The 21,306-nt window shown below is 70.8% G+C and carries 18 protein-coding genes and 1 pseudogene; 13 read left to right on the top strand and 6 right to left on the bottom strand.

Going from position 1 to position 21,306, the window contains the following annotated elements:
* Nucleotides 1-120: 120 nt before the first annotated feature.
* A complete protein-coding gene (locus K8640_RS29685) occupies nt 121-1,617 on the bottom strand; it encodes a glycosyltransferase family 39 protein (RefSeq protein ID WP_223750136.1) in 1,497 nt (498 codons plus the stop codon).
* Nucleotides 1,618-1,786: 169 nt separating this feature from the next.
* Here K8640_RS29685 and K8640_RS29680 point away from each other — a divergent pair, with 169 nt between their 5' ends.
* Nucleotides 1,787-3,385 (top strand): FGGY-family carbohydrate kinase, encoded by a 1,599-nt coding sequence (locus K8640_RS29680; RefSeq protein WP_223750135.1) that lies wholly within the window; start codon nt 1,787-1,789, stop codon nt 3,383-3,385.
* 17 nt (nt 3,386-3,402) lie between these two features.
* Nucleotides 3,403-4,932, top strand: a complete 1,530-nt coding sequence (locus K8640_RS29675; RefSeq protein WP_223750134.1) for an aminotransferase class V-fold PLP-dependent enzyme — start codon at nt 3,403-3,405, stop codon at nt 4,930-4,932.
* Here the strand turns inward: K8640_RS29675 and K8640_RS29670 are convergent.
* The 5 genes from K8640_RS29670 to K8640_RS29650 form a co-directional block, all read right to left on the bottom strand.
* Complete coding sequence (locus K8640_RS29670) at nt 4,920-6,077, bottom strand: hypothetical protein (RefSeq protein ID WP_223750133.1); 1,158 nt, start codon at nt 6,075-6,077, stop codon at nt 4,920-4,922. The two genes, K8640_RS29675 and K8640_RS29670, sit on opposite strands and share 13 nt — an antisense overlap.
* Nucleotides 6,078-6,364: 287 nt before the next feature.
* Nucleotides 6,365-7,102, bottom strand: coding sequence for a dienelactone hydrolase family protein (locus K8640_RS29665; RefSeq protein ID WP_141327136.1), 738 nt, complete (start codon nt 7,100-7,102; stop codon nt 6,365-6,367).
* A gap of 24 nt (nt 7,103-7,126) precedes the next feature.
* A complete protein-coding gene (locus tag K8640_RS29660; RefSeq protein WP_370640410.1) occupies nt 7,127-8,302 on the bottom strand; it encodes an iron-containing alcohol dehydrogenase in 1,176 nt (391 codons plus the stop codon).
* The gene (locus K8640_RS29655; protein ID WP_141327140.1) at nt 8,299-8,616 is read right to left on the bottom strand and encodes an antibiotic biosynthesis monooxygenase; all 318 of its coding nucleotides are present in this window, start codon (nt 8,614-8,616) and stop codon (nt 8,299-8,301) included. Before K8640_RS29655 ends, K8640_RS29660 begins: the two co-directional genes overlap by 4 nt.
* A gap of 92 nt (nt 8,617-8,708) precedes the next feature.
* Entirely contained in the window at nt 8,709-9,953 is a 1,245-nt protein-coding gene (locus K8640_RS29650) for a heparin lyase I family protein (protein WP_223750131.1), read from the bottom strand.
* A gap of 237 nt (nt 9,954-10,190) precedes the next feature.
* On the opposite strand from K8640_RS29650, the pseudogene K8640_RS43300 reads away from it, so the two are divergent.
* The 11 genes and pseudogenes from K8640_RS43300 to K8640_RS29595 all read left to right on the top strand — a co-directional run.
* A pseudogene (locus K8640_RS43300) lies at nt 10,191-11,015 on the top strand (ATP-binding protein); the annotation flags it as partial.
* On the top strand, nt 11,011-11,094 hold the full coding sequence (locus tag K8640_RS43295; protein ID WP_223750207.1) for an SWIM zinc finger family protein: 84 nt from the start codon (nt 11,011-11,013) through the stop codon (nt 11,092-11,094). The pseudogene K8640_RS43300 and the gene K8640_RS43295, both read left to right, overlap by 5 nt.
* A 551-nt stretch (nt 11,095-11,645) precedes the next feature.
* A complete protein-coding gene (locus tag K8640_RS43290) occupies nt 11,646-12,641 on the top strand; it encodes a tetratricopeptide repeat protein (protein WP_370640413.1) in 996 nt (331 codons plus the stop codon).
* Between the two features lie 47 nt (nt 12,642-12,688).
* On the top strand, nt 12,689-13,648 hold the full coding sequence (locus tag K8640_RS43285) for a L,D-transpeptidase family protein (RefSeq protein ID WP_223750130.1): 960 nt from the start codon (nt 12,689-12,691) through the stop codon (nt 13,646-13,648).
* Nucleotides 13,649-13,685: 37 nt separating this feature from the next.
* Nucleotides 13,686-14,831 carry an LOG family protein gene (locus K8640_RS29625; protein ID WP_223750129.1) on the top strand — a complete coding sequence of 382 codons (1,146 nt, stop codon included), beginning with the start codon at nt 13,686-13,688 and terminating at the stop codon, nt 14,829-14,831.
* 42 nt (nt 14,832-14,873) lie between these two features.
* Complete coding sequence (locus tag K8640_RS29620; RefSeq protein ID WP_223750128.1) at nt 14,874-15,629, top strand: HAD family hydrolase; 756 nt, start codon at nt 14,874-14,876, stop codon at nt 15,627-15,629.
* Nucleotides 15,620-16,414, top strand: a complete 795-nt coding sequence (locus K8640_RS29615) for an STM4013/SEN3800 family hydrolase (protein ID WP_223750127.1) — start codon at nt 15,620-15,622, stop codon at nt 16,412-16,414. Before K8640_RS29620 ends, K8640_RS29615 begins: the two co-directional genes overlap by 10 nt.
* Before the next feature lie 11 nt (nt 16,415-16,425).
* Complete coding sequence (locus tag K8640_RS29610) at nt 16,426-17,742, top strand: STM4012 family radical SAM protein (protein ID WP_223750205.1); 1,317 nt, start codon at nt 16,426-16,428, stop codon at nt 17,740-17,742.
* Nucleotides 17,739-18,623, top strand: a complete 885-nt coding sequence (locus tag K8640_RS29605; RefSeq protein ID WP_223750126.1) for an STM4011 family radical SAM protein — start codon at nt 17,739-17,741, stop codon at nt 18,621-18,623. The genes K8640_RS29610 and K8640_RS29605 overlap by 4 nt, the downstream gene beginning before the upstream one ends.
* Nucleotides 18,624-18,857: 234 nt before the next feature.
* Nucleotides 18,858-19,775, top strand: coding sequence for an alpha/beta hydrolase-fold protein (locus K8640_RS29600; protein WP_223750125.1), 918 nt, complete (start codon nt 18,858-18,860; stop codon nt 19,773-19,775).
* A gap of 361 nt (nt 19,776-20,136) precedes the next feature.
* Complete coding sequence (locus K8640_RS29595; RefSeq protein ID WP_305070691.1) at nt 20,137-21,303, top strand: efflux RND transporter periplasmic adaptor subunit; 1,167 nt, start codon at nt 20,137-20,139, stop codon at nt 21,301-21,303.
* The last annotated feature ends 3 nt before the right edge of the window (nt 21,304-21,306 follow it).

Raw genomic sequence — 21,306 nt, 5'->3', positions numbered from 1 at the left:
AACGCGGGGTAGGAGTGTTGACTGGCGAACACTTCGACGCACCCTAAGTGAATACCGCTGTGGCGCTGGGCGCGTATTTGTGCCACCCTCATCCAAATTTTATTGACAGGTTGTTCTGGCTCACTTCGGCCAGATGCGCACCCAGTCGTCCTGGATGAGCTTGCCGCTGGTGCGGTCCGTGCTGCCGCTGGCCATGAAGCCGCGGGGCGCGCCGAGCGCGAGCGCCCCGGCCTCCACCCACAACAGGAGCAGCAGGACGCCCGCGACCGCGGGCACGCGCAGGGCGAGCGCGGGCCTTCGCGCGGTGAGCGCGACGAGGGGCAGCAGCAGCAGCGGGAGCAGGGCGGGGAAGATGGTGAGCAGGCCGCGCGTGTAGCCGAAGAAGGCGGCGGTGATGAGCGCCCGGTGCAGGACGACGAGCGACAGCAGGCTGAAGGCGCGCCAGCGGGGCGTCACGGACAACAGGACGCCCGCGACGAGGAGCGCGACGAGCGGCCACTTGAGCGCGCCGCCCTCGGGGACGAAGAGGTCCACGGGCGCGCGCGAGCCGCTCAGGCCCGAGGGCAGGTTGGACGCGCCCAGGCCCAGGCTCAGTCCATCCAGCCACCGTCCCAGCTTGGCGCTCCACAGCCGCGCGGCGTCGGCGGGGTGCTCGCGCATCCACGCCAGGCCCACCGCGTAGCCGTGCAGGAGCAGGTGTCGCTGGGCGGTGTTGGCCACGTCCAGGTGGCCGTCCTGGCCCAGCTGGTTGACGGAGTCCGGGGTGAAGCCGCCGGTGGCGCCGGCGTGGTTCGCCATGGCGAAGTTGATGGGGCCGTACACGGTGACGGGCGCCATGACGGGCAGGGGCTCCAGCGCGGGCGTGCTCGCGTTGAGCTCCTGGAGCACGCGCGCGTTGCGCAGGGCCCACGGTGCGAGCACCAGCGCGGACACGAGCACCGCGGCGCCCCAGCGGGTGGCCAGCGACGTCAGCGGCGTGGAGCCCCGGTACAGCCAGGCCCACGCGAGCAGGAAGGGCCACAGGTACAGGTGCTCGGCGCGGGTGAGCGAGCCCAGTCCCATCGCGAGTCCCAGCAGCACGGCGCCGACGGGCGTGGGCCCCGCTCGGTGGCGCAGCACGAGCGCGAGCGTGGCGGTGAGGAAGAAGGCGTACAGGACCTCGTTGCTGTACGTGGTGGACAGCACCAGCCAGCCGAAGCTCGCGGCGAACAGGCCCGCGGCCACGAAGCTCCACGCGGTGCCCAGCAGGCCCCGCCACCACGTCCACGACAGCGCCACGGTGGAGGCGCTGAGCGCGGCGAGGCACAGCTTGTACGGATAGGCGTTGCCCTGGGGCTCGCCCAGCACGCGGTACAGCAGGCCCAGGAGCCACGGGAACAGGGGCGGGTGGTAGGGCAGGGTGGCGGAGCTCTCCAGTCCCCGGGCGTGCTCGAGCGCGTACGTGTGGAAGAAGCGCGAGTCGCCGTAGAAGAAGATGGAGAAGGGCCAGGCGCGGTCCGGCGCGGACTGGAGATACAGCCAGCGCAACAGCAGGCTGAGCGAGAACGTCACCGCGACACCCAGCGCCACCGGGTGCCGCTGCCACAGCTCCCTCGCGCTGACGACGAACCGGCGCATGCCACCCCCAGGGGAGGCGTGCACGCTAGCACCAAGGCCCGGGGCGGGGCCCGTCGTTCAGAAAAGCGCCCTTGCCCCGACTTGTGGATGGCAAGGGGCACGACGCGCTTCCTAGAGTCCGGCCCGCCGTCGTGCTCGGGCGGCTCCCCATTCCGGCTCGGAGGGCCGAGTGTCCCACGCAGGCGACAAGTCCATCCTGGCCATCGACCTGGGCACCTCCGCCGTGAAGCTGGCGGTCGTCACGCTGCGCGGGCGCATCCTCGGGGGCGAGGTGGAGCCGCTGGCGCTGGATTTGTTGCCGGACGGCGGCGCGGAGCAGGACCCGGAGGCGTGGTGGAGCGCCATCGTGCGGGGCACGCGCAGGCTGCTCGGCGCGGGGACGGTGTCCGCGCGCGACATCATCGGCGTCAACTGCAGCTCGCAGTGGTCCGGCACGGTGGCGGTGGACGAGCAGGGGACGCCGCTGCGTCCGGCGCTCATCTGGATGGACTCGCGCGGGGCGCCTCATGTGAAGCGCGTGGCGGGAGGCCTGGTGCCCATCGAGGGCTATGGCGTCACGCGGCTGTTCCAGTGGATCCGCCTGACGGGCGGCGTGCCGAGCCTGTCCGGGAAGGACCCGGTGGGCCACATCCTCTACCTCCAGGCGGAGCACCCGGAGGTCTACCGCGCGACGTACAAGTTCCTGGAGCCCAAGGACTGGCTCAACCTGAAGCTGAGCGGACGCTTCGCGGCGTCGTACGACTCCATCACCCTGCACTGGGTGACGGACAATCGGACGCTGGGCCGCGTGGACTACGACGCGGGGCTGTTGCGCATGTCGGGCCTGCACCGCGAGAAGCTGCCGGACCTGGTGCCCGCCGCGAGCGTGCTGGGGCCGCTGAGCCCCCGGGCCGCGAGCGAGCTGGGGCTGAGCGAGGACGTGCGGGTGGTGACGGGGGCGCCGGACATCCTCGCCGCGGCGGTGGGCTCGGGCGCGGTGCGCGACTTCGAGGCGCACCTGTGCGTGGGCACGTCGTCGTGGCTGTGCTGCCACGTGCCGTACAAGAAGTCGGACCTGTTCCACCAGATGGCGTCCGTGCCGTCGGCGCTGCCGGGGCGCTACCTGCTCGCCAACGAGCAGGAGTCCGCGGGCATCTGCCTCACCTTCCTCAAGGACAACATCCTGTATGGCCAGGCGGGCCGGCCCGAGGGACAGGAGGAGGACTCCGCGGAGGTGTACCGGTTGATGGAGCGCGAGGCGAGCCAGGTGCCCGCCGGAAGTGACAGGCTCATCTTCCTGCCCTGGCTCAACGGCGAGCGCAGCCCGGTGGACGACAAGTCGCTGCGCGGCGGGTTCTTCAACCAGTCGCTGAAGACGACGCGGGCGCACCTGGTGCGCGCGGTGATGGAGGGCGTGGCCTTCAACTCGCGCTGGCTGTTCACCTACGTGGAGCAGTTCGTCGGGCGCAAGCTGGAGTCGCTGCGCATCATCGGCGGAGGGGCGCGCTCGGCGCTCTGGTGCCAGATTCACGCGGACGTGCTGGGCCGCTCCATCCAACAGGTGGACGAGCCGGTGCTGGCCAACGCGCGCGGCGCCGCGTTCCAGGCGGCCGTGGCGCTGGGGGAGCTGACGGTGGAGCAGCTGCCCGCGCTCGTCCCCGTGGCGCGGACCTTCGAGCCGGACCCCGCGAACCGCGCGCTGTACGACGAGCTGTTCCGCGAATTCGTCAACCTCTACAAGAGCAACAAGGCCATCTTCGCGCGGCTCAACCGCGCGCGAAGCGCCTGAAGGCCCAGGAGCCGCGCATGGCATTGCCCGACCCCAAGTCGCTGAACCTGCTGAACCACGTCCCGCCCCGCCTGCTGTCGGCGGCCGAGCGCTATCTCAAGGCCGTGCCGCTGGTGCGCGACCTGCTCTCGAAGGAGACGGACACGCTGCTGTCGGAGCTGGAGGGAGGGCTCAAGCCGTACCGGGGCAAGATGCCCGCGTTCGACCGGCTGCCGGTGACGGGGCGCTCGCGCGAGGAGGTGCTGCGCGAGCTGCAGGCGCTGGAGTCGCAGGAGGAGGCGCGCTGGCGGGACGGCAAGGTGTCCGGCGCCGTGTACAGCGGCGACTCGGAGCACATCGACTTCCTCAACCGCGTCTACGCGCTGCACTCGCAGAGCAATCCGCTGCACGCGGACCTGTGGCCGAGCGCCACCAAGTTCGAGGCCGAGGTCATCGCCATGGCCGCGACGATGTTGGGCGCGGACGCGGCGAACGCGGGGCGCCCGGCCTCCGAGCACGTCTGTGGCTCGATGTCCTCGGGTGGCACCGAGAGCATCATGCTCGCCATCAAGACGTACCGGGACTGGGCGCGGGAGACGAAGGGAATCACGAAGCCGGAGATGGTGGCGCCCTCCAGCGCGCACCCGGCCTTCGACAAGGCGGCGCACTACTTCGGCGTGAAGATGGTGCGCGTGCCGGTGGGGGCCGACTACCGCGCGGACGTGGCCGCGACGAAGAAGGCCATCACGCGCAACACCATCGTGCTCATCGGCTCGGCGCCGGGTTTTCCCCACGGTGTCATCGACCCGATCGCCGAGCTGTCCGAGCTGGCGCGCAAGAAGCGCATCGGCTTCCACACCGACGCGTGCCTGGGCGGCTTCGTGTTGCCCTTCGCGAGGAAGCTGGGGCGCGAGGTGCCGCCGTTCGACTTCCGGCTGCCGGGCGTGACGTCGATGTCCGCGGACACGCACAAGTTCGGTTACGCGGCGAAGGGCTCGTCGGTGGTGTTGTACCGGGGCACCGAGCTGCGCTCGCATCAGTACTTCACGGCCACGGAGTGGCCCGGCGGCATCTACTTCTCGCCCACGTTCTCCGGCAGTCGTCCCGGCGCGCTCATCGCGGTGGCGTGGGCGTCGCTGGTCAGCATGGGGGAGCAGGGCTACCTGGAGGCCACACGCCGCATCCTCGAGACGGCGGATACGATCAAGCAAGGCATCCGCGCCATCCCCGAGCTGCACGTGCTGGGGGACCCGCTGTTCGTCATCGCGTTCGGCTCCGAGACGGTGGACATCTTCAAGGTGATGGAGCGGTTGGGTGAGCAGGGGTGGAGCCTCAACGGGTTGCACAAGCCCGCGGCGGTGCACCTGTGCGTGACGTTGCGGCACGCGCAGCCGGGCGTGGCGGAGCGCTTCCTGTCGGACCTGCGCGCCGCCGTGGACCACGTGAAGGCGAACCCCGGCCAGAAGGGGACGATGGCGCCCGTCTACGGCATGGCCGCCGCCGTCCCCTTCCGTGGCCTCGTGAGCGACTTGCTCAAGAAGTACATGGACCTGCTCTACAAGGTCTGAGGCGCTCTGGGACGTGGGCGCGCGGCCCACTCCCACGTGGTCCCCTGGTGCAGCGTGGCGTAGATGTCGTCGCGCAGCTCGTTGCACTCGTCATGCGTGAGGGTTCGCTCCAGGGAGCGCAGCACCACGCGTAGGAGGACGTTCTTCTGGTCCGGGCGGAGGGCCAGGCGCTTCACCGCGTTGGGGTGGAGCTCGGCGTAGGGCGTCTGGCTCACCACCTCGACGCTCTCCACCAGCTCCGCCCGTGCGCCCAGCGCGGCGCGGACGGCGTCGCCCAGCTCCTCCGCCGTGCGGTGCTCGTCGATGACCAGGGACATGTCGCGGCGCACGGCGGGCATCGAGGACACGGGCTGATAGGGCGTCAGGTCCAACAGCTGCGTGGCGATGCGTGGGTCGGTGGAGCGCAGGAGCCGGATGTCGTCCAGGCCCTTGCGCAGCATGAGGATGCGGTCGAGTCCCAGGCCCATGGCGAGTCCGGTGACGGGGCCCGCCTCCAGGCCGCTCTCGGCGAGCAGGGCGGGGAGCGCGAGGCCGCACTCGCCGATCTCCACCCAGTCGTCGCCGTCCTGGACGTCGATCTGCAGGCCGTCGGTCGTGTATGGGTGCACGGCGTCGGTGAGCTTCAGCTCGCGTCCGGGGAGGAGTGCCTGGACCACGGTGGCGATCATCTGGCGCAGGTCCTGGGGGGTGAGGGGCGGGCCACGGCGGATGCGCCACAGGTCCATCTGATGGGGCTCGCCGGTGTGGAGCCGGTCGATGCAGTCGCGTCGATAGACGAGGCCGGGACAGGCGACCAGTACGTCCTCGGGTGGGGAGGAGGCGAGGCGGCGCAGGACGCCGGGAATCATGGCGGAGGTCTGCGAGCGCAGGAGGGCGGTGTCACAGACGTATCGGGTGTAGCGCGCGTCGCGGGCGACGCCTCCGGGTGGGTAGTGGAGGCGGTCGTAGTTGTCGGCGATGGAGACGACGGGGCTTTGTCGATGCGTCAGGACCTCGCAGCGCCAGGCGGTGCGCAGGGCGTCGAGCGCGGAGGCGACGAGGAGCTGGAGGGCGTGGGGACCCGAGGCGGGGTCGGTTAAATCGCGAACGGACAGGGCGCGCCGAAGCTCCTCGGCGCTGAGGACGGCGATGGGAAGGGACGACATGGGGAAGACCTCTCGGAAGCGAACGGGAAACGCAGCGGTCTCCGGCACGCCGAGCGAGGAGTCCGCCAGGCGTCACCGGCCTCGGATGCCCCCCCGGCGGCTCCGGGTGGGCGTCGCGCCAGACGGCGTTTCGCCAACGAGAGGTGCGTGCGCGCTCAGAGCAGCACGGCCTCCCGACACCCGAAGGGGGCCGGGGGGCGGCTAAATCGACGAGCAATCACGACGCGAACCATGGGCGTACGAATAACGCTCCCGCGATTTGCTGGCAAGAGGGCCTCGGGTGGGCCTCACTTCGCCAGCGTGCGTCCCATGACGTCGAGCAGCTCGCGCCAGTGTTCCTCGGCGGCCTCGGGCTGATAGGCGGCCGAGTCCTCCACCGCGTAGCCGTGGCGGGCTCCCACGTGGAGTCGGGACTGGTGTCGCACGCCGGCCGCCTTCAGCGCTGCTTCCAGTCGCTGGATGGCATCAGCCGGCATGGAGGCGTCCTGGTCCGCGTGGCCGAAGACGAGCTCGCCCTTCACGTCGCCCAGGCGCAGGTGAGGACTGTCCGGCGAGTCCGTCGCGAGTCGACCGCCATGATTGGACACGGCGGCGGCGATGACGTCAGGGAAGTCCGCGGCCAGCCGCACGGCGATGCCGCCGCTCATGCAGTAGCCGGCGACGCCGACCTTGGGGCCACGCACCTGAGGGAGCCGCGCGAGGAAGTCCAGCTCCGCCGCGCCGTCCGTGCGCACGCGCTCCGGCGTCAGCGTGGCGATGAGCGCGTAGATGCGCTTGCGGAAGGCCTCATCCGCGAAGGAGCCGTTCAGGTCCAGGGTCGCGGCGCGCCCCTCGCGATAGAAGACATTGGGCAGCAGCACGACAAAGCCGGCGTCCGCGAGCCGCTGGGCCGCGTGCTCGAAGGCGGGGCGGATGCCCATCGCGTCCGTGAGCAGCAGCACGGCGGGCCAAGGGCCGCGCCCCTCCGGCTGGAATAGCTTCGCGTCCATCGTTCCATCAGGCGTGTCGAGGTCGATGTCTTCCATAGGGTTCCTCGTGAATGCCGGGGGCTACAGCGCACGGGTGGCGATGTGCGTGAGCTCCGCGTCAGTGAGTGGAAGCGGGTTGGCCTTCATGCTGCTCGCGGCGCGCGCCTTCGTCACCAGCTCCGGCACCCGCTCCAGGCTCAGTCCATGACGAGCCAGGCCAGGGATGCGCAGCGCTCCCCGCAAGGACTCCACCCATTCGATGGCATCCTCGGCGCTCGCGCCCTCGCGGCCCGTGAGCAGCGTCGCCAGCTCCCGGTAGCGCGGCAGCGCCGGGTGCTCGGGAGCACGCTCCCGCAGCGCGCGCAGATTGGTCTCGAGCACCGCGGAGAGCAGCGCCGCGCAGACCGCCCCATGCGGCGCATCGAACATGCCTCCGAGCGGCGCCGCGAAGCCATGCACCGCACCCAGCCCCGAGTTGGCCAGACACAGTCCACCGAAGAGGCTGGCCAGCGCCAGGTCCTCGCGGGCCTCGGCATCCGGCTCCGTCGACAACACAGCCCGGCGCAGCGAGCGCGCGGACCGACGCAACCCCTCACGCGCCAATGCGTCCGTGAGCGGATTGGCGCGCGCGGAGAGGAACGGCTCGATGAGCTGCGACAACGCATCCATGCCACTGGACGCGAGCACCGACGGCGGCGCGCCGATGAGCAGGTCCGGGTCCACCAACGCCACCCGCGGCAGCAGCTGCGGTCCGCGCAGGCTCGCCTTCACCTGCGCCTCCTTCGACCCCAGCACCGCGTTGCGTGTCACCTCCGACCCCGTGCCCGCCGTGGTCGGAATCGCCAGGAAGGGGAGGGCCACCCCGGTGAGCGGCTGTCCGCGGCCGATGACCTCCAGGTAGTCCAGCGGGTCGCCCCGCTGCGTCGCCAGCGCGGCGAGCGCCTTGCCCGCGTCGAGCGCGCTGCCACCTCCCAGCGCCACCACCGCCTCGCATCTCGCCGCCGCGAGCACCGACAGCCCACGCCGCACCACGTCCACCGTGGGCTCGCCCTCCACCGAGAACGTGCTCACCACCAACCCCTGCGCCTCCAGCGCCGTCTGGAGCCCGCGCGCACGCCCGGGGTTCTTCCCTGTCACGAGCAACACGCGCTCCGCGCCCAGGCCGCGCACCAACGCGGGGGCCTCCGACAACCTGCCCGGTCCGAAGACAATCCGCGTGGCGGTGGCGAACTCGAAGACCGCGGGGCCCGCCGTCACCACCCGGCGTCCTCGGGGAACAGGTTCACGTACTTCCGGCTGGTGCGCGGCTCTGCCATCATCGGCGCCACCGTGTCGCGCCAGCGCAGGTAGTGCGCCGTGTCCTTGTGCGCGGCCGGTGCCTCGGCGCTCCGGTACACCTCCACGAGCACGAACCGCGTGGCGTCCTCGCTGTCCTGGATGACATCGAAGCGCGCCACCCCCGGCTCCTTCACGCTCTCGCGCGCGTTGGCCAGGGTGGCTTCCCGGAAGGCGTCCACGTGCTCGGGCTTCACGTGGACGTGGACATGGACGACCCGCAGGGTGTTGGGCATGCCCCGAAACTACTCCGGGCCCGGGCCGCGTGGGGACGCGACCAGGACCCGGAGGTTGAAACCGTGTGGAGTGCCGTACAGCCGTCGCCGGGCTACGGCGCCTTGACGATGGCCGTGGGGCTCAGCACGTCCTCGAGCTTGCGCGCCATCACCCAGCCATCGTGGTAGACGATGCCGGTGGGGGTGATGGTGTCGTTCCGGTACAGGCCGATCTTCAGGTAGTTGACCTGCCCCTTGTACTGCGTGGCGATGTAGCGCTTGGGCAGCACCAGCTTGCCGTCCACGTACAGCTCCACGAAGCCCACCTTCGCGTCCGCCGACCAGCGCACGTGGAAGATGAAGTCCATCCACCTGGCGCGCACCAGCGGCGCCCGCCAGACGATGGTGCCCGGGTTGCCGCCGATGTTCAGCCGGACCTCGTTGCCGTAGACGTAGAACTCCACCGGCGGCGAGCCGCCCACCGTGTCGCTCTCCTGGTGCCACTGCGTGAACAGCTGCCACGTGTTCACGTTGGGGAACGTGGAGTCGAACATCGTGCTCCAGCGGTAGTAGTACTCGGAGCCGGACGGCTCCTTCGTCATGCGCACCAGCTCGTTGCGGTTGCCGCTGGAGTTGATGGGGTCATCGCCCTTCTTCACCGTGGCCTTCAGCGCGTAGCCGCCCTGGCGCTTGGGTGAGGACACCAGCGCCAGCCGGTCCGAGCTCACCATCTGCGCGCGCGTCCACTGGGTGCGGTCTCCCGTCTCGAAGTCACCCACCCACACCACGCTGCTGCCGGTGGGCGGAGGCGGGGACGTCACGGTGCTGCCGCAGGCGCGGGCCTCCGCGATGGACGCCCAGTCGTTCACGGTGTTGCCCATGACGGTGATGCGCACCCGGCGCGCCGACGTGGTGCCGAAGGAGTACGTCTGCGCCGCGGTCTGCAGCGCGCTCGTGCCGCTGTAGACCTGCGTGTACGTATAGCCATCCGGCGACACCGACACGGTGAAGGTGTTGGAGCGCGTGTTGCCCTCGTGCCAGGCCACCGTGACGCCGGAGATCGACTTGATGGCGCCCAGGTCGTAGTCGATCCACGCGCCCTTGCCGAGCATGCTCCAGCGCGTGTCGAGCCGGTCATCCATCGTGTTGGCCGGCACATTGCCGTCGTGGCCCTTGGCGATGACGGAGGTGGCCGTGAGCTGCGTGCAGTTGGAGGCGGTCAGCGCGGCGGCGGACGTCGCGAACGCGGTGGCCTCCGCGCCGGAGGGGGCCTCTCCCAGCTCATTGTAGTCCTGGGGACCGCACGCGGTGGCGCCAAGGCCGAGCAACGCGCCGGCCAGCAGAAGAGACTGCTTCATGTGGGAACCTCTGGGGGGATTCAAAAACAGACAGACGGGGAGTGTGTCCGGCGACGTCTCACGACGGGCCGACGAGTGATTTCAGTTGCGGGGCTTCTCCAAGGTCACGGCGGGGGTTCGCCGCGTTGCAGCGGAGGACAACCATCGCCTCATTTTATTTCGTATTCAACAGTTCTCGTCGAGCCTGCCTGCTGGGCAGGAAACGCGGCGCGCATACTCGACGTGTGGGTCTGGGCGATGGTGCTGGAAATGTCTGGCATTGGTGGCGAGCCCATCCATGCCGTGAGGGAAAGGGCATACATCCAGCGGGGGCGTGCGTGCGTGCGGTGGCCTGGAGGGCAGGCCCACAGGCGGATTCAATACAGACGCACAGCCCTCGGGCGCGAGGCGCGTGAAGGGGCCGTGGCGTTAGAGGTTCGGGCTCTGGAGGTGCTCATGACCGCGTCGTCGGGCGTGTGCCTGGCCTGTGGGACACGACTTTCCCCGGGTCTCTCCACGTGCCCGCGCGCGCTGCTGCTCGCGCCCCTGGCGGGCGGGGTGCGCCGCTGGGGGCTCGCCTCGTGTCAGCCGCCGCTCGTGGGGCGGGTGGCGCACCTGGAGCGGCTGAAGTGGTGCGCCGAGGAGGCGCGCCGGGGGCTGGGGCGGGCCATCTGGCTGGTGGGAGAAGAGGGCATCGGCAAGTCGAGGCTGAAGGACGCGCTGGTGGAGTCGCTGTCCGCGCACCGCTTCGACATCTGGGAGGGCAGCGGCTTGGCCCATCCAGGGACTCCGGCGGGACCGCTGTTGGACCTGCTGGACGCCACGCGCTCGCTGCGGCCGGTGGCGGGCGTGGGGCGCATGTCGAGCGCCGAGGCGGAGCGGGTGGCGGGGTGGCTGGAGGGGCGGCGGTGGCGAGGCGTGCCCGCGAGCCTCTCCGCGGAGAGCATCGCCCTGCTCGACGCGCTCTGCCATGCGCTGCTGCCACACCGGACGCCGCGCGTCCTCGTCCTGGAGGACTGGCAGCACGCGGATGGCCTCAGCCGGGCGATGCTCGAGGTGCTGGTGACGCGACTGGCGCATGCGCCGGTGCTCGTGCTCGTGCTGGAGCGCACGGGGGCGTCCGTGCCGCCACCGGCCGAGGTGCTGGAGGTGGGAGCGTTGAGCGCGAGCGAGGCCGCCACGCTGGTCTCCGCGCGCCTGCCCGCGGGCCTGCCGCGGGAGGCGCTCTTGCGCGTGGGCGCGGGCCATCCGCGCAGGTTGTTGCAGGCGCTCGCGCTCCACGAGGAGTCGCCGCTGGAGCCGTTGCCCGCGACGGCGGAGCAGGTGGTGTCGGCCCGGTTCCAGGCGCTGTCGGACGCGCGGCGCGAGGCGCTGCGGGTGGGCGCGTTGCTGGGGCCGTGTTTCCCCCGGGCGGTGCTGGGCGCGCTCGTGGGGGGCTTCGCGTCGCTCGCGGGGTTGGAGTCGGGCGGGTGGCTCACGCCCGTCTCGGGAGGCCGCTACGCGAGCGCGACGCGGGCGCCGGGGCTCGAGGCGACGTGGACGGAAGCGGAGCGGGTGGCCTTGCACGCGCGCGTGGCGGAGGCCTACGAGGCGCTCTCCGAGGAGACGCGTCGGCGCGCGTGCGCGGAGGTGGCCCGTCACTGGCTGGGGGCGAAGCGGCCGGAGCGCGCGCTGCCGCACCTGTTGGAGGTCGCCGGGTGGAACCTGGCCGCGATGGAGCCCGCGGCCGCGCTGGAGGTGTACCGCTTCGCGCTGGAGGTGTCCTCGCGGCTGTCATTGGAGTCCGCGTGTCAGTGGGGGCGGGTGTTGTGGGAGCGGATGGGGGATGCGCACCGGCTGGCGGGGGAGCGGGGGGAGGCGGAGTCCGCGTGGCGCATCGCCCTGTCCCTCGACGAGGTGGGGGGACGCGGGGGGACGGCCGGGCGGCTCCAGTGCTTGAGCAAGCTGGTCTCGGTGGTGTTGTCGCTGGAGCGCCACGAGGAGGTGGTGGCGCTGGGCGAGGTGGGCGTCGTGGAGGAGTCGTCCGAGGAGGCGCTCGTCGCCGCCGCTTCGTTGGACGCGCTGTCCTCGCTCGCGCTGTGCTGGCTGGGCCGCTTCACCGAGGCGGAGGCGCGGCTGGGGAGCGCGCGCGCGCGGCTGCTCCAGGTGTCGGGGCAGGACGGCGTGGGCCGGGCGAGCGCGGAGGCGTCCCTGCACCGCGCCATGGGGATGCTGCTGATGCGGCAGGGGCGCGCGGAGCAGGCCACGGCGGAGTACGCGGCGGTGCTGCGCTGGACCGAGCGCGCGGGGGACACGTGGGAGCACTCCACGGCGCTGTTCAACCTGGGGGATGCCTACGCGCGCTCGGGGGACCGTGAGCGCGCGGTGCACTACTTCCAGCTCGCGCTGGACTCGAAGGCGCGCACGGGGGACCGGGGCGGCATGGCGTACACGCACCATGGCCTCGCGCTCTTGCACAGCCAGGCGGACGCGCCGGAGCTGGCGAAGGAGGACGCCGTCCGGGGGCTCCAACTCGCGGGGATGCTGGGAGACCGGAAGCTGAAGTCGCTCCTGCGCTGCGCCCTGGGGCGCGCCCACCTGCGGCTGGGAGAGCGCGAGGAGGCCGCGCGACAGTTGCGGCTGGCCGCGCAGGACGCCGCCGCGGCCAATGCCCACCCGGAGCTGCTCCAGGCCCAGGCGGCCCTGCGCGCGCTGGAGGCCCGGCGCTGACGAGGGGGTTGACGGAACCGTCGGCGCGGCCCGAGTGTCCAGGACACGTGCCTCGATTCGTGCTCCGTCATGGCGGGCTCCTGTCCTGCCTCCTGTTCGCCCTGGTCACCCCACGCGCGCTCGCCGAGGCGCCGGATGTCTTCGAGGCCTGGCTGCGTCCGGCCCACGCTCCCGCGGACGGGTTCGAGGCGTGGGCGGACCTGGGCGGCGCGAAGCCCGGCGCCGAGGCGCGCTCCCTGGCGCGAGGCCGCGTGGTGGAGGCCACGGGCGAAAGTGTCACCCTGGAACATCTGTATCACGAGAACCACGAGCTCCAGCGCGTGCGCGCCGTGTACTCGGGACTGGCGTCGGTGTCGCTTGACCGCGGAGCCGGGGTGTCCCGTGGACAGGTGCTCGGGCGCGTGGGGCCGCGGGCCTCGGTGGTGCTGCACACGGACCGCGAGCTGTCCCCGGCGGAGGCCCGGCGCTTCACCCGGGAGCGGGCCCGCCTGCCGCAGCCGTTGGAGGAGCCGGTGCTGGTGCTCATCTCGCACGCTCGGAACGAGCTCCGGTTGTACGAGCGGGGCGTCGAGCGGGCGAGGGTGGAGGTGGGCTTCGGCCAGGGGGAGGGGCCCAAGCAGGAGCGGGGCGACAACCGCACGCCCGTGGGCATGTACTTCATCGTGCAGACGGTGCGCGGGAACATCACCGGGCCGTACGCGGCCTATTACGGCGGACACTGGCTGCGGGTGAACTACCCGAACCCGTGGGATGCGAGCCGGGGCGTGAAGCGCGGGTGGCTCACGGAGAAGGGGCGCGAGAGGATTGCGCGCGCGTGGACGGCGCGCGAGGCGACGGACGCGAGCACCCGGCTGGGCAGCGGCATCGGGTTCCACGGCTGGTCGGGCGAGTGGTCCCTGGAGGAGAGCGGCGGGCGGCTGTCCTGGGGCTGCGTCGTGTTCCACCCGGGGGACATCACCAGGCTGTACGAGCAGATGCCCAAGGGCACCATGGTGGTCCTCTTCTAGCCTTCAAGATGGCCGCGAGGCGTGGAATCCTTCCGGGGTGATCGAGCTAGAGACTCCCGAGGCCTTCGAGCGGCATCTTCGCGAGGGACACAGCCTCGCCAACGTCGTCATCCAGGGGTTGGACCTGAGGCGCTACACGCGCGAGCTGGGCACGCTGCCGCTGGCGGGCACCGTGTTCCTGGGCTGCGAGCTGGAGAAGGACGCGCTCCAGGCGGCGCTCGCCCACGGCGCGCTCGTCTTCCCGCCCATCTCCGGGGTGCCCTATCAGCCGTACCGGGGCACGCTCTACACGCCGGAGGAGCTGTACGCGGGCTTCGACCCGGCGCGCCCGGAGACGTATGAGGACACGCTCGACGCGCGCATCTATCGCCACTGGGAATCCCACGGCCGGGGCACGCCGCCGACGCTGCTGGAGACGCTCGCGCAGCGGCTGCATGACCACGCGGTGACGGACGCGATGGAGGGCCTGCTCTTCAAGGCGGGGCCGCCGCGCAAGGTGGTGGCCATCATGGGAGGGCACTCCATGAAGCGCGGCATGCCCGACTATCGCGAGGTGGCCACGCTGTCGCGCGAGCTGACGCGCGCGGGCTTCTTCCTGGTGAGCGGCGGCGGCCCCGGCGCGATGGAGGCCACGCACGTGGGCGCCTGGTTCGCCACGCGCACGGAGGCGGAGCTCGACGCGGGGCTCGAGATCCTCGCCAGGGCCCCCAGCTATACGGACCGCGAGTGGCTGGCGCGGGCCTTCGAGGTGCGCGGCGCGTTCCCCCTCGGGCCCAAGGACGTCTTCGCCTGCTCGAGCCTGGGCATCCCCACGTGGCACTACGGCCACGAGCCGCCCAACCCGTTCGCCACGCACATCGCCAAGTACTTCGCCAACAGCGTGCGCGAGGACGGCCTGCTCACCATCGCCAAGGGCGGCATCGTGTACGCGCCCGGCAGCGCCGGCACCATCCAGGAGGTGTTCCAGGACGCCTGCCAGAATCACTACAACAGCGTGGGCGTCATCAGCCCGATGATCTTCCTGGGCCGGGAGTTCTGGACGCGCACCCGCCCGGTGTACCCGCTGCTGGCGCAGCTCGCGCAGGGCCACGAGTACGCGCGGCACCTGCTCCTCACGGACTCACGCGAGGAGGTCGTCGAGGCGCTGCGGGCGTACGACCGCTCATCGCCGGCCGCCAGCTGAGCCGCTGGACTTCACCCGCGCCGTGAGGCACGGGAGGATGCGATGCGAAAGAAGGGTGGGCAGTACGCGGACAGACGCTGGATGGACAAGCCCCGGGCCTTCGGGAAGCACGGCCCGGTGCGTCCGAAGGCGCTCTTCTTCGACGTCGACGACACGTTGGTCGACCGAGGGGGCGCCTTCACGCGCTACTTCGAGAGCTTCATGGCCCGCTTCCCGGACGTCTTCCCCGCGCACCGTCGCGCCGAGGACCTGGCCACCTTGCGCGTGCTCGACGAGCGGGGTGGGCGCGACCGGCAGGCGTTCTTCCAGGACCTGCTCGAGCGCTTCCCGGTGGGGCTCTCCGAGAAGGCGGTGCGCGCGGAGTTCCACGTGGGGCTGGCGCGGCAGGTGACGTCGGACCCGGAGCTGGTGGCGTGGCTCGCCGCGCGGGCGGGCCGTCAGCCCGTGGTGGTGGTGTCCAACGGCGCGGCGGACACGCAGCGCATGAAGCTGCTCCACGCCGGGCTCTACCACTGCGTGCCGCAGGGCTTCTTCTCCAGCGAGGTGGGCGTGGAGAAGCCCGACCCGGCCATCTTCCAGGCGGCGCTGAAGCACGTGAACCGCGCGCCCTCGGAGGTGCTCCACGTGGGCGATGACCCGGTGCGCGACATCGTCGGCGCGGGGCGGCTGGGCATCACCACGTGCTGGGTGTCGCACGGGCGCGAGTGGCCCGCGTCGCTGCCTCCGCCCGACTTCACCGTGGAGCGCGTCTCCACGGCCGTGCGGGACCTCGAGCGGGTGCTCTCGATATGGACATGAACCAGGTGGTCGGCTCGCACGACCTGCTCCTCCTCACGCTGGACACCTTGCGCCACGACGTGGCCACCGAGCTGGCCGCCTCGGGGCGCATCCCGAACCTGGCCGCGCTCCTGCCCGGAGGACAGTGGGAGGAGCGGCACTCGCCCGCGAGCTTCACCTACGCCGCGCACCACGCCTTCTTCGCGGGCTTCCTTCCCACCCCCGCGCGCCCGGGTCGCCACCCGCGCCTGTTCGCCATGCGCTTCGAGGGCAGCGAGACGACGGGGCAGGGGACGTGCGTGCTGGATGCGCCGGACCTGGTGACGGGGCTCGCGGGGCGCGGCTACCACACGGTGTGCATCGGCGGCGTGGGCTTCTTCAACAAGCTGAACCCGCTGGGCAACGTGTTGCCGGGCCTGTTCGCGGAGAGCCACTGGGCGCCGGAGCTGGGGGTGCGCGAGCCCCGCTCGACCGAGCACCAGGTGGCCCTGGCGGTCCGTCGCCTGGACGCCCTCCCGAGGCAACAGCGAGTCTTCCTGTTCATCAACATCTCCGCGCTCCACCAGCCCAACCGTCATTACCTGCCGGGCGCCAGCGAGGACTCGCGGGAGACCCACGCGGCAGCCCTGGAATACGTGGACAGTCAGCTCCCTCCCCTGTTCGCCGCGCTGCGGCGGCGGGGGCCGGCTTTCTGCATCGTCTGCTCGGACCACGGCACGGCGTACGGCGAGGACGGTTATAACGGTCACCGCGTGGGTCACCCCGTCGTCTGGACGGTGCCCTACGCGGAGTTCACCCTGCCGTGAGAGCCCGCACCATGACGCGCCTGGAGCAGATGTTGGGAGAGTCGCCGTACGTGGCGTACCTGTATGGGTACCCGCACAAGACGGCCTACCGGCCCTTCACGCCGCCGCTCTCGTTGGAGTCGGTGTGGGCCGAGGAGCGGCGCGACGCGCTGTTCCTCTACTTCCACGTCCCGTTCTGCGAGATGCGCTGCGGGTTCTGCAACCTGTTCACCGCGGCGGGCCCCAGGCAGGACGTGGTGGACGGGTATCTGGGCGCGCTGGAGCGCGAGACGCAGCGGGTGAAGGACGCGCTGGGTCGGGCGAGCTTCGCCAGGCTGGCGCTGGGCGGAGGCACGCCGACGCTGCTGGACGTGGCGGGGCTGAACAAGGTGTTCGATCTGGCGGAGAAGGTGCTGGGGGCGGACCCTCGGAACATCCCGGTGTCGGTGGAGGTGTCGCCGGAGACGGTGGATGCGGAGAAGCTGCGGACGCTGCGCTCGCGGGGCACGGACCGGGTGAGCATGGGCGTGCAGAGCTTCATCGAGGCGGAGGTGGCCGCGGTGAAGCGTCCGCAGAAGACGGCGCAGGTGGAGTCGGCGCTGGACCTCATCCGCTCGACGGGCTTCCCGACGCTGAACCTGGACCTCATCTATGGGATGGAGGGGCAGACGCCGGAGAGCTTCCTGTACTCGCTGCGGGAGACGCTGCGCTTCTCGCCCGAGGAGATCTACCTGTATCCCCTGTACGTGCGCCCCTTGACCTTCCTGGGGAAGAAGGCGCGCGCATGGGATGACCTGCGGCTGTCGCTGTACCGCACGGGCCGGGACTTCCTCCTGTCGCAGGGGTACACGCAGGTGTCGATGCGCATGTTCCGCGCGAAGCACGCGCCGGACGCGGGGGGCCCCGTGTACCGCTGCCAGGAGGACGGGATGGTGGGGCTGGGCTGCGGGGCGCGCTCGTACACGGGGGCGGTGCATTACTCGTCCGAGTACGCGGTGGGCTCGCGCGAGGTGCGCAACATCATCGCGTCGTACAGCGCTCGGACGGCGGAGTCCTTTGGAGAGGTGGGGTACGGCTTCCGGTTGGACGAGGGGGAGCGGCGGCGCAGGTTCATGTTGTTGTCGCTGCTCGCGGAAGGAGTGGACCTGGCGGCGTACCGGGCGCGGTTCGGCGCGGAGGTGCTGGAGGATTTCCCGGAGCTGTTGGAGCTGGAGGCGCACGGCCTGGGGCGCAGGGACGCCACGGGGCTGCGGCTGACGGCGGCGGGGGTGGAGCGCTCGGACTTGATTGGTCCGTGGCTGCATTCGGACGGGGTGCGCGCGCTGTCGTCGGAGTACGCCTGGCGATGAAGCTCACGGTGCTCTATCGGGGGCCGTTGTCGAGCTGCAACTACGGCTGCGAGTACTGCCCGTTCGGGAAGTGGAAGCACACGGACGAGGAGCTGGCGAAGGACCGCGCGGACCTGGAGCGGTTCATCGCGTGGGTGGAGGCGCGCACGCAGGACACGGTGTCGGTGTTCTTCACGCCGTGGGGTGAGGCGCTCATCTGGCCCTGGTATCAGCAGGCGCTGGCGCGGCTGACGCATCTGCCGCACGTGGAGCGGGTGGCGGCGCAGACGAACCTGTCGTGTCGGCTGGACTGGGTGAAGGACTGCCGCGCGGAGAAGCTGGGCCTCTGGGCGACGTACCACCCGGAGTGGACGAAGCGGCCGCGCTTCCTGAAGCAGTGTGAGACGTTGGTGTCGCTGGGCGTCCGGCACAGTGTGGGCGTGGTGGGCTTCCTGCGCTTCGTGGAGGAGGCGGAGACGCTGCGCCGCGAGCTGCCGGCCGAGACGTACCTGTGGATCAACGCGGTGAAGGACGGGCAGGAGGAGCCGTACACGCCCGAGGACGTGGCGCGCTTCACGCGGTTGGACCCGCTGTTCCCGGTGAACAACGTGCGTCACCCGAGCCTGGGGAAGGCGTGCAGGGGAGGGGAGTCGGTCATCTCGGTGGACGGGGAGGGCACGGCGCGGCGGTGTCACTTCATCGACGAGGCGATTGGCAACATCTACGCGCCGGACTTCGACCAGGCGCTGCGTCCCCGACCGTGCTCGAAGGCGACCTGTGGCTGTCACATCGGCTATGTGCACATGGACTACCTGGAGCTGGACCGGGTCTTCGGCTCCGGAATCCTGGAGCGCGTGCCGGCCGAGCCGCTGTGGCGGCGTGAGCCTGTCGCGAGTCGCTGAAGCCTGGGCGTCGCGGCCGCAAAGCAAGACATGGCGCGTCTGTTTGTGCGCTGCACCTGCATTGCCCGGGGCTATTGGGGCGGTTGATGTGAGGGCAGCGGGGGTCAGGTGCGTCGACGGCCCTCGTGTCGCATTTGAATCCCGATTGTATCAGCAGGGCTGTGGCTGTTTCCGGGATTCCAGCTTTTGTGCAGACTCCAGGTGCCTACCGTCGTTCACCCTGGAGAGCACACCATGCTGCTACGTTGGATGTTGCTGTGTTTCGTGATGGGGGTTGTTGCTTGCGGAGGGGAGCTGGGGGAGCACGAGTCCCTGGAGGCGCAGGGCTCGCGGCTCACCGTCACCACCGAGGACCAGCTCGTGACGCGCATGCCCGCGAGCACGGGCACGCTGTATGGCTACGTCGAGTACCTGCCGCCCGGCTACCTGACGTCTCCGGAGACGCGCTACCCGGTCATCATCCACCTCAACGGCCGGGGTGAGTTCGGCACCGCGCAGAACGAGGCGGCCCTGTTCGAGAAGGGCACGGCCAACGGGGCGCTGAAGAAGATCCGCCACGAGCCCACGGCCAAGACGTACTTCGGTCAGAAGCAGGTGATGATCTTCACGCCGCAGGCGGCGACGAACTGGGTCCCCGCCGAGGTCAACGCCTTCGTCGACTTCATCGTGGCGAACTACCGCGTGGACCTGTCCCGCATCTACGTCACGGGCCTGAGCTACGGCGGCTATGGCGCCTGGCAGTACGCGTATACGTACGGCCACCGCCTGGCGGCGCTCGCGCCCATGGCGACCAACATCGGCGGCCCGGGCCCCACCATCACCCAGCTGAAGAACGTGCCGGTGTGGGCCGTGCACTCGTTCGCGGATGGCAACTCGCTGCTGGCCGAGCGCTCGTGGCTGATGGGCGTGACGAAGAACTTCAACCAGGGACAGATGGTGACGGTGCCGCAGCCGTCCGCGACGCTGACGTACCTGTTCGCCGGCGCCGCGAGCAACGTGTGGACGTCCCAGCCGGGCTACGTGTCGACGGGCAACCTCCAGGCCCGGCTCACCGTGATTCCCGGCAGCGCGCATGACTGCTGGACCCAGACCTACAACAACTACGCCTTCTGGGACTGGCTCCTCGCGCAGCAGCGCGCGTCGGTGCCCTGAGCTCCGGCTCCTGAGGACGGGCGCCCTCGTGGGGTGGCGCCCGTCCTCACCTCCGTGACGTGCGCGTGTCGCGCCCGAGAACGACCGTTCGTCGTGCTCGAAAACGCGTGCACGCCGCACAACCGGAAATCTCGCGTGCACACAACTCCTGTCAGGATTCCAGCGGGATTTCGTCCGCCGCGAATTGCTGACGTCGCTTCGGAGGATTCACTCCGGGCGCATGCGGATTTGGTGGCATGAGCGCGCGTATTCGGTAGAGGAGAGGCCGCGCCGGAAGGATTTCGGCCGCCCGTTTCAGTCCCCCACCCCCGAGGACTTCATGTGGTCTCGTTCACGTCGGCTCACGCCGGCGTTCGTTGGAATGCTGTCTGGCGCCGTGCTGCTCGTCGCCTGTGAGAAGCCCGCCGAGCAGCAGCAACAGCAGCAGCAGCAGGCTCCCCAGGCCGCCCCCGTCACCGTCGTCACCCTCAAGTCGGAGTCCGTGCTGCTCACGCGCGAGCTGCCCGGGCGCACCCAGGCGTTCCTCGTCGCGGAGGTCCGCCCCCAGGTCAACGGCCTGGTCCAGCGCCGGCTCTTCACCGAGGGCGGCCAGGTGAAGGAGGGCCAGGCCCTCTATGAGCTCGATGACGCCACCTACCGCGCCGACTACGCCAGCGCCAAGGCCGCGCTGGAGCGCGCCCAGGCGACGCTGACCTCGGTCGCCCTCTCCACCAAGCGCTCCGCCGAGCTGTTCAAGCTCGAGGCCGTCACCCCCGCCGACAACGAGAAGGCCGTCGCCGCGCTCGCCCAGGCGGAGGCGGACGTCAAGGCCGCGCAGGCCGCCGTCCAGCGCGCCGGCGTGACGCTCGGACACGCGCGCATCACCTCGCCCATCGCCGGTCGCATCGGGAAGTCGTCCGTCACCCAGGGCGCGCTCGTCACCGCCAACCAGCCGCAGGCGCTCGCCGTCGTGCAGCAGCTGGACCCGCTCTACGTCGACCTGACCCAGTCGAGCAGCGAGCTGCTCCGCCTGCGCAAGGAGCTCAGCGCCGGCACGCTCAAGCCCACCGACAGCACGCCCGTCACGCTCCTGTTGGAGGACGGCAGCCGCTATGCCCACCCCGGCTCGCTCACGTTCTCCGACGTGACGGTGGACCCGGGCACCGGCACCTTCGCGCTGCGCATCACCGTCCCCAATCCCGACCAGATGCTCCTGCCCGGCATGTACGTGCGCGCGCTCGTGGGCAACGGCCTGCGTCAGGAGGGCCTCCTGGTCCCGCAGCAGGGCATTGCGCGCGACGCGAAGGGCAACGCCTCCGCGCTCGTGGTGGGCAAGGACGGCAAGGTGGAGCCGCGCACCGTCGCGGTGAGCCGCACCGTGGGAGACCGCTGGCTCGTGGACAGCGGCCTGACCGAGGGCGACCGCGTCATCATCTCCGGTCTCCAGAAGATCCAGCCGGGCATGCCCGTCCAGGCGACGGAAGCCCCGCCGACAGAGACGAAGGGGGGCGAAGCCGCGCCCCTCGTCCCGCCGGCTCCCAACCAGTGACGG

Source organism: Myxococcus sp. XM-1-1-1 (assembly GCF_020037095.1).
In the GTDB taxonomy this organism is placed as follows: Bacteria; Myxococcota; Myxococcia; order Myxococcales; family Myxococcaceae; genus Myxococcus; species Myxococcus fulvus.
The sequence above is the reverse complement of the archived record's forward strand: the minus strand, read 5'-3'. Positions and strand labels throughout refer to the sequence as shown.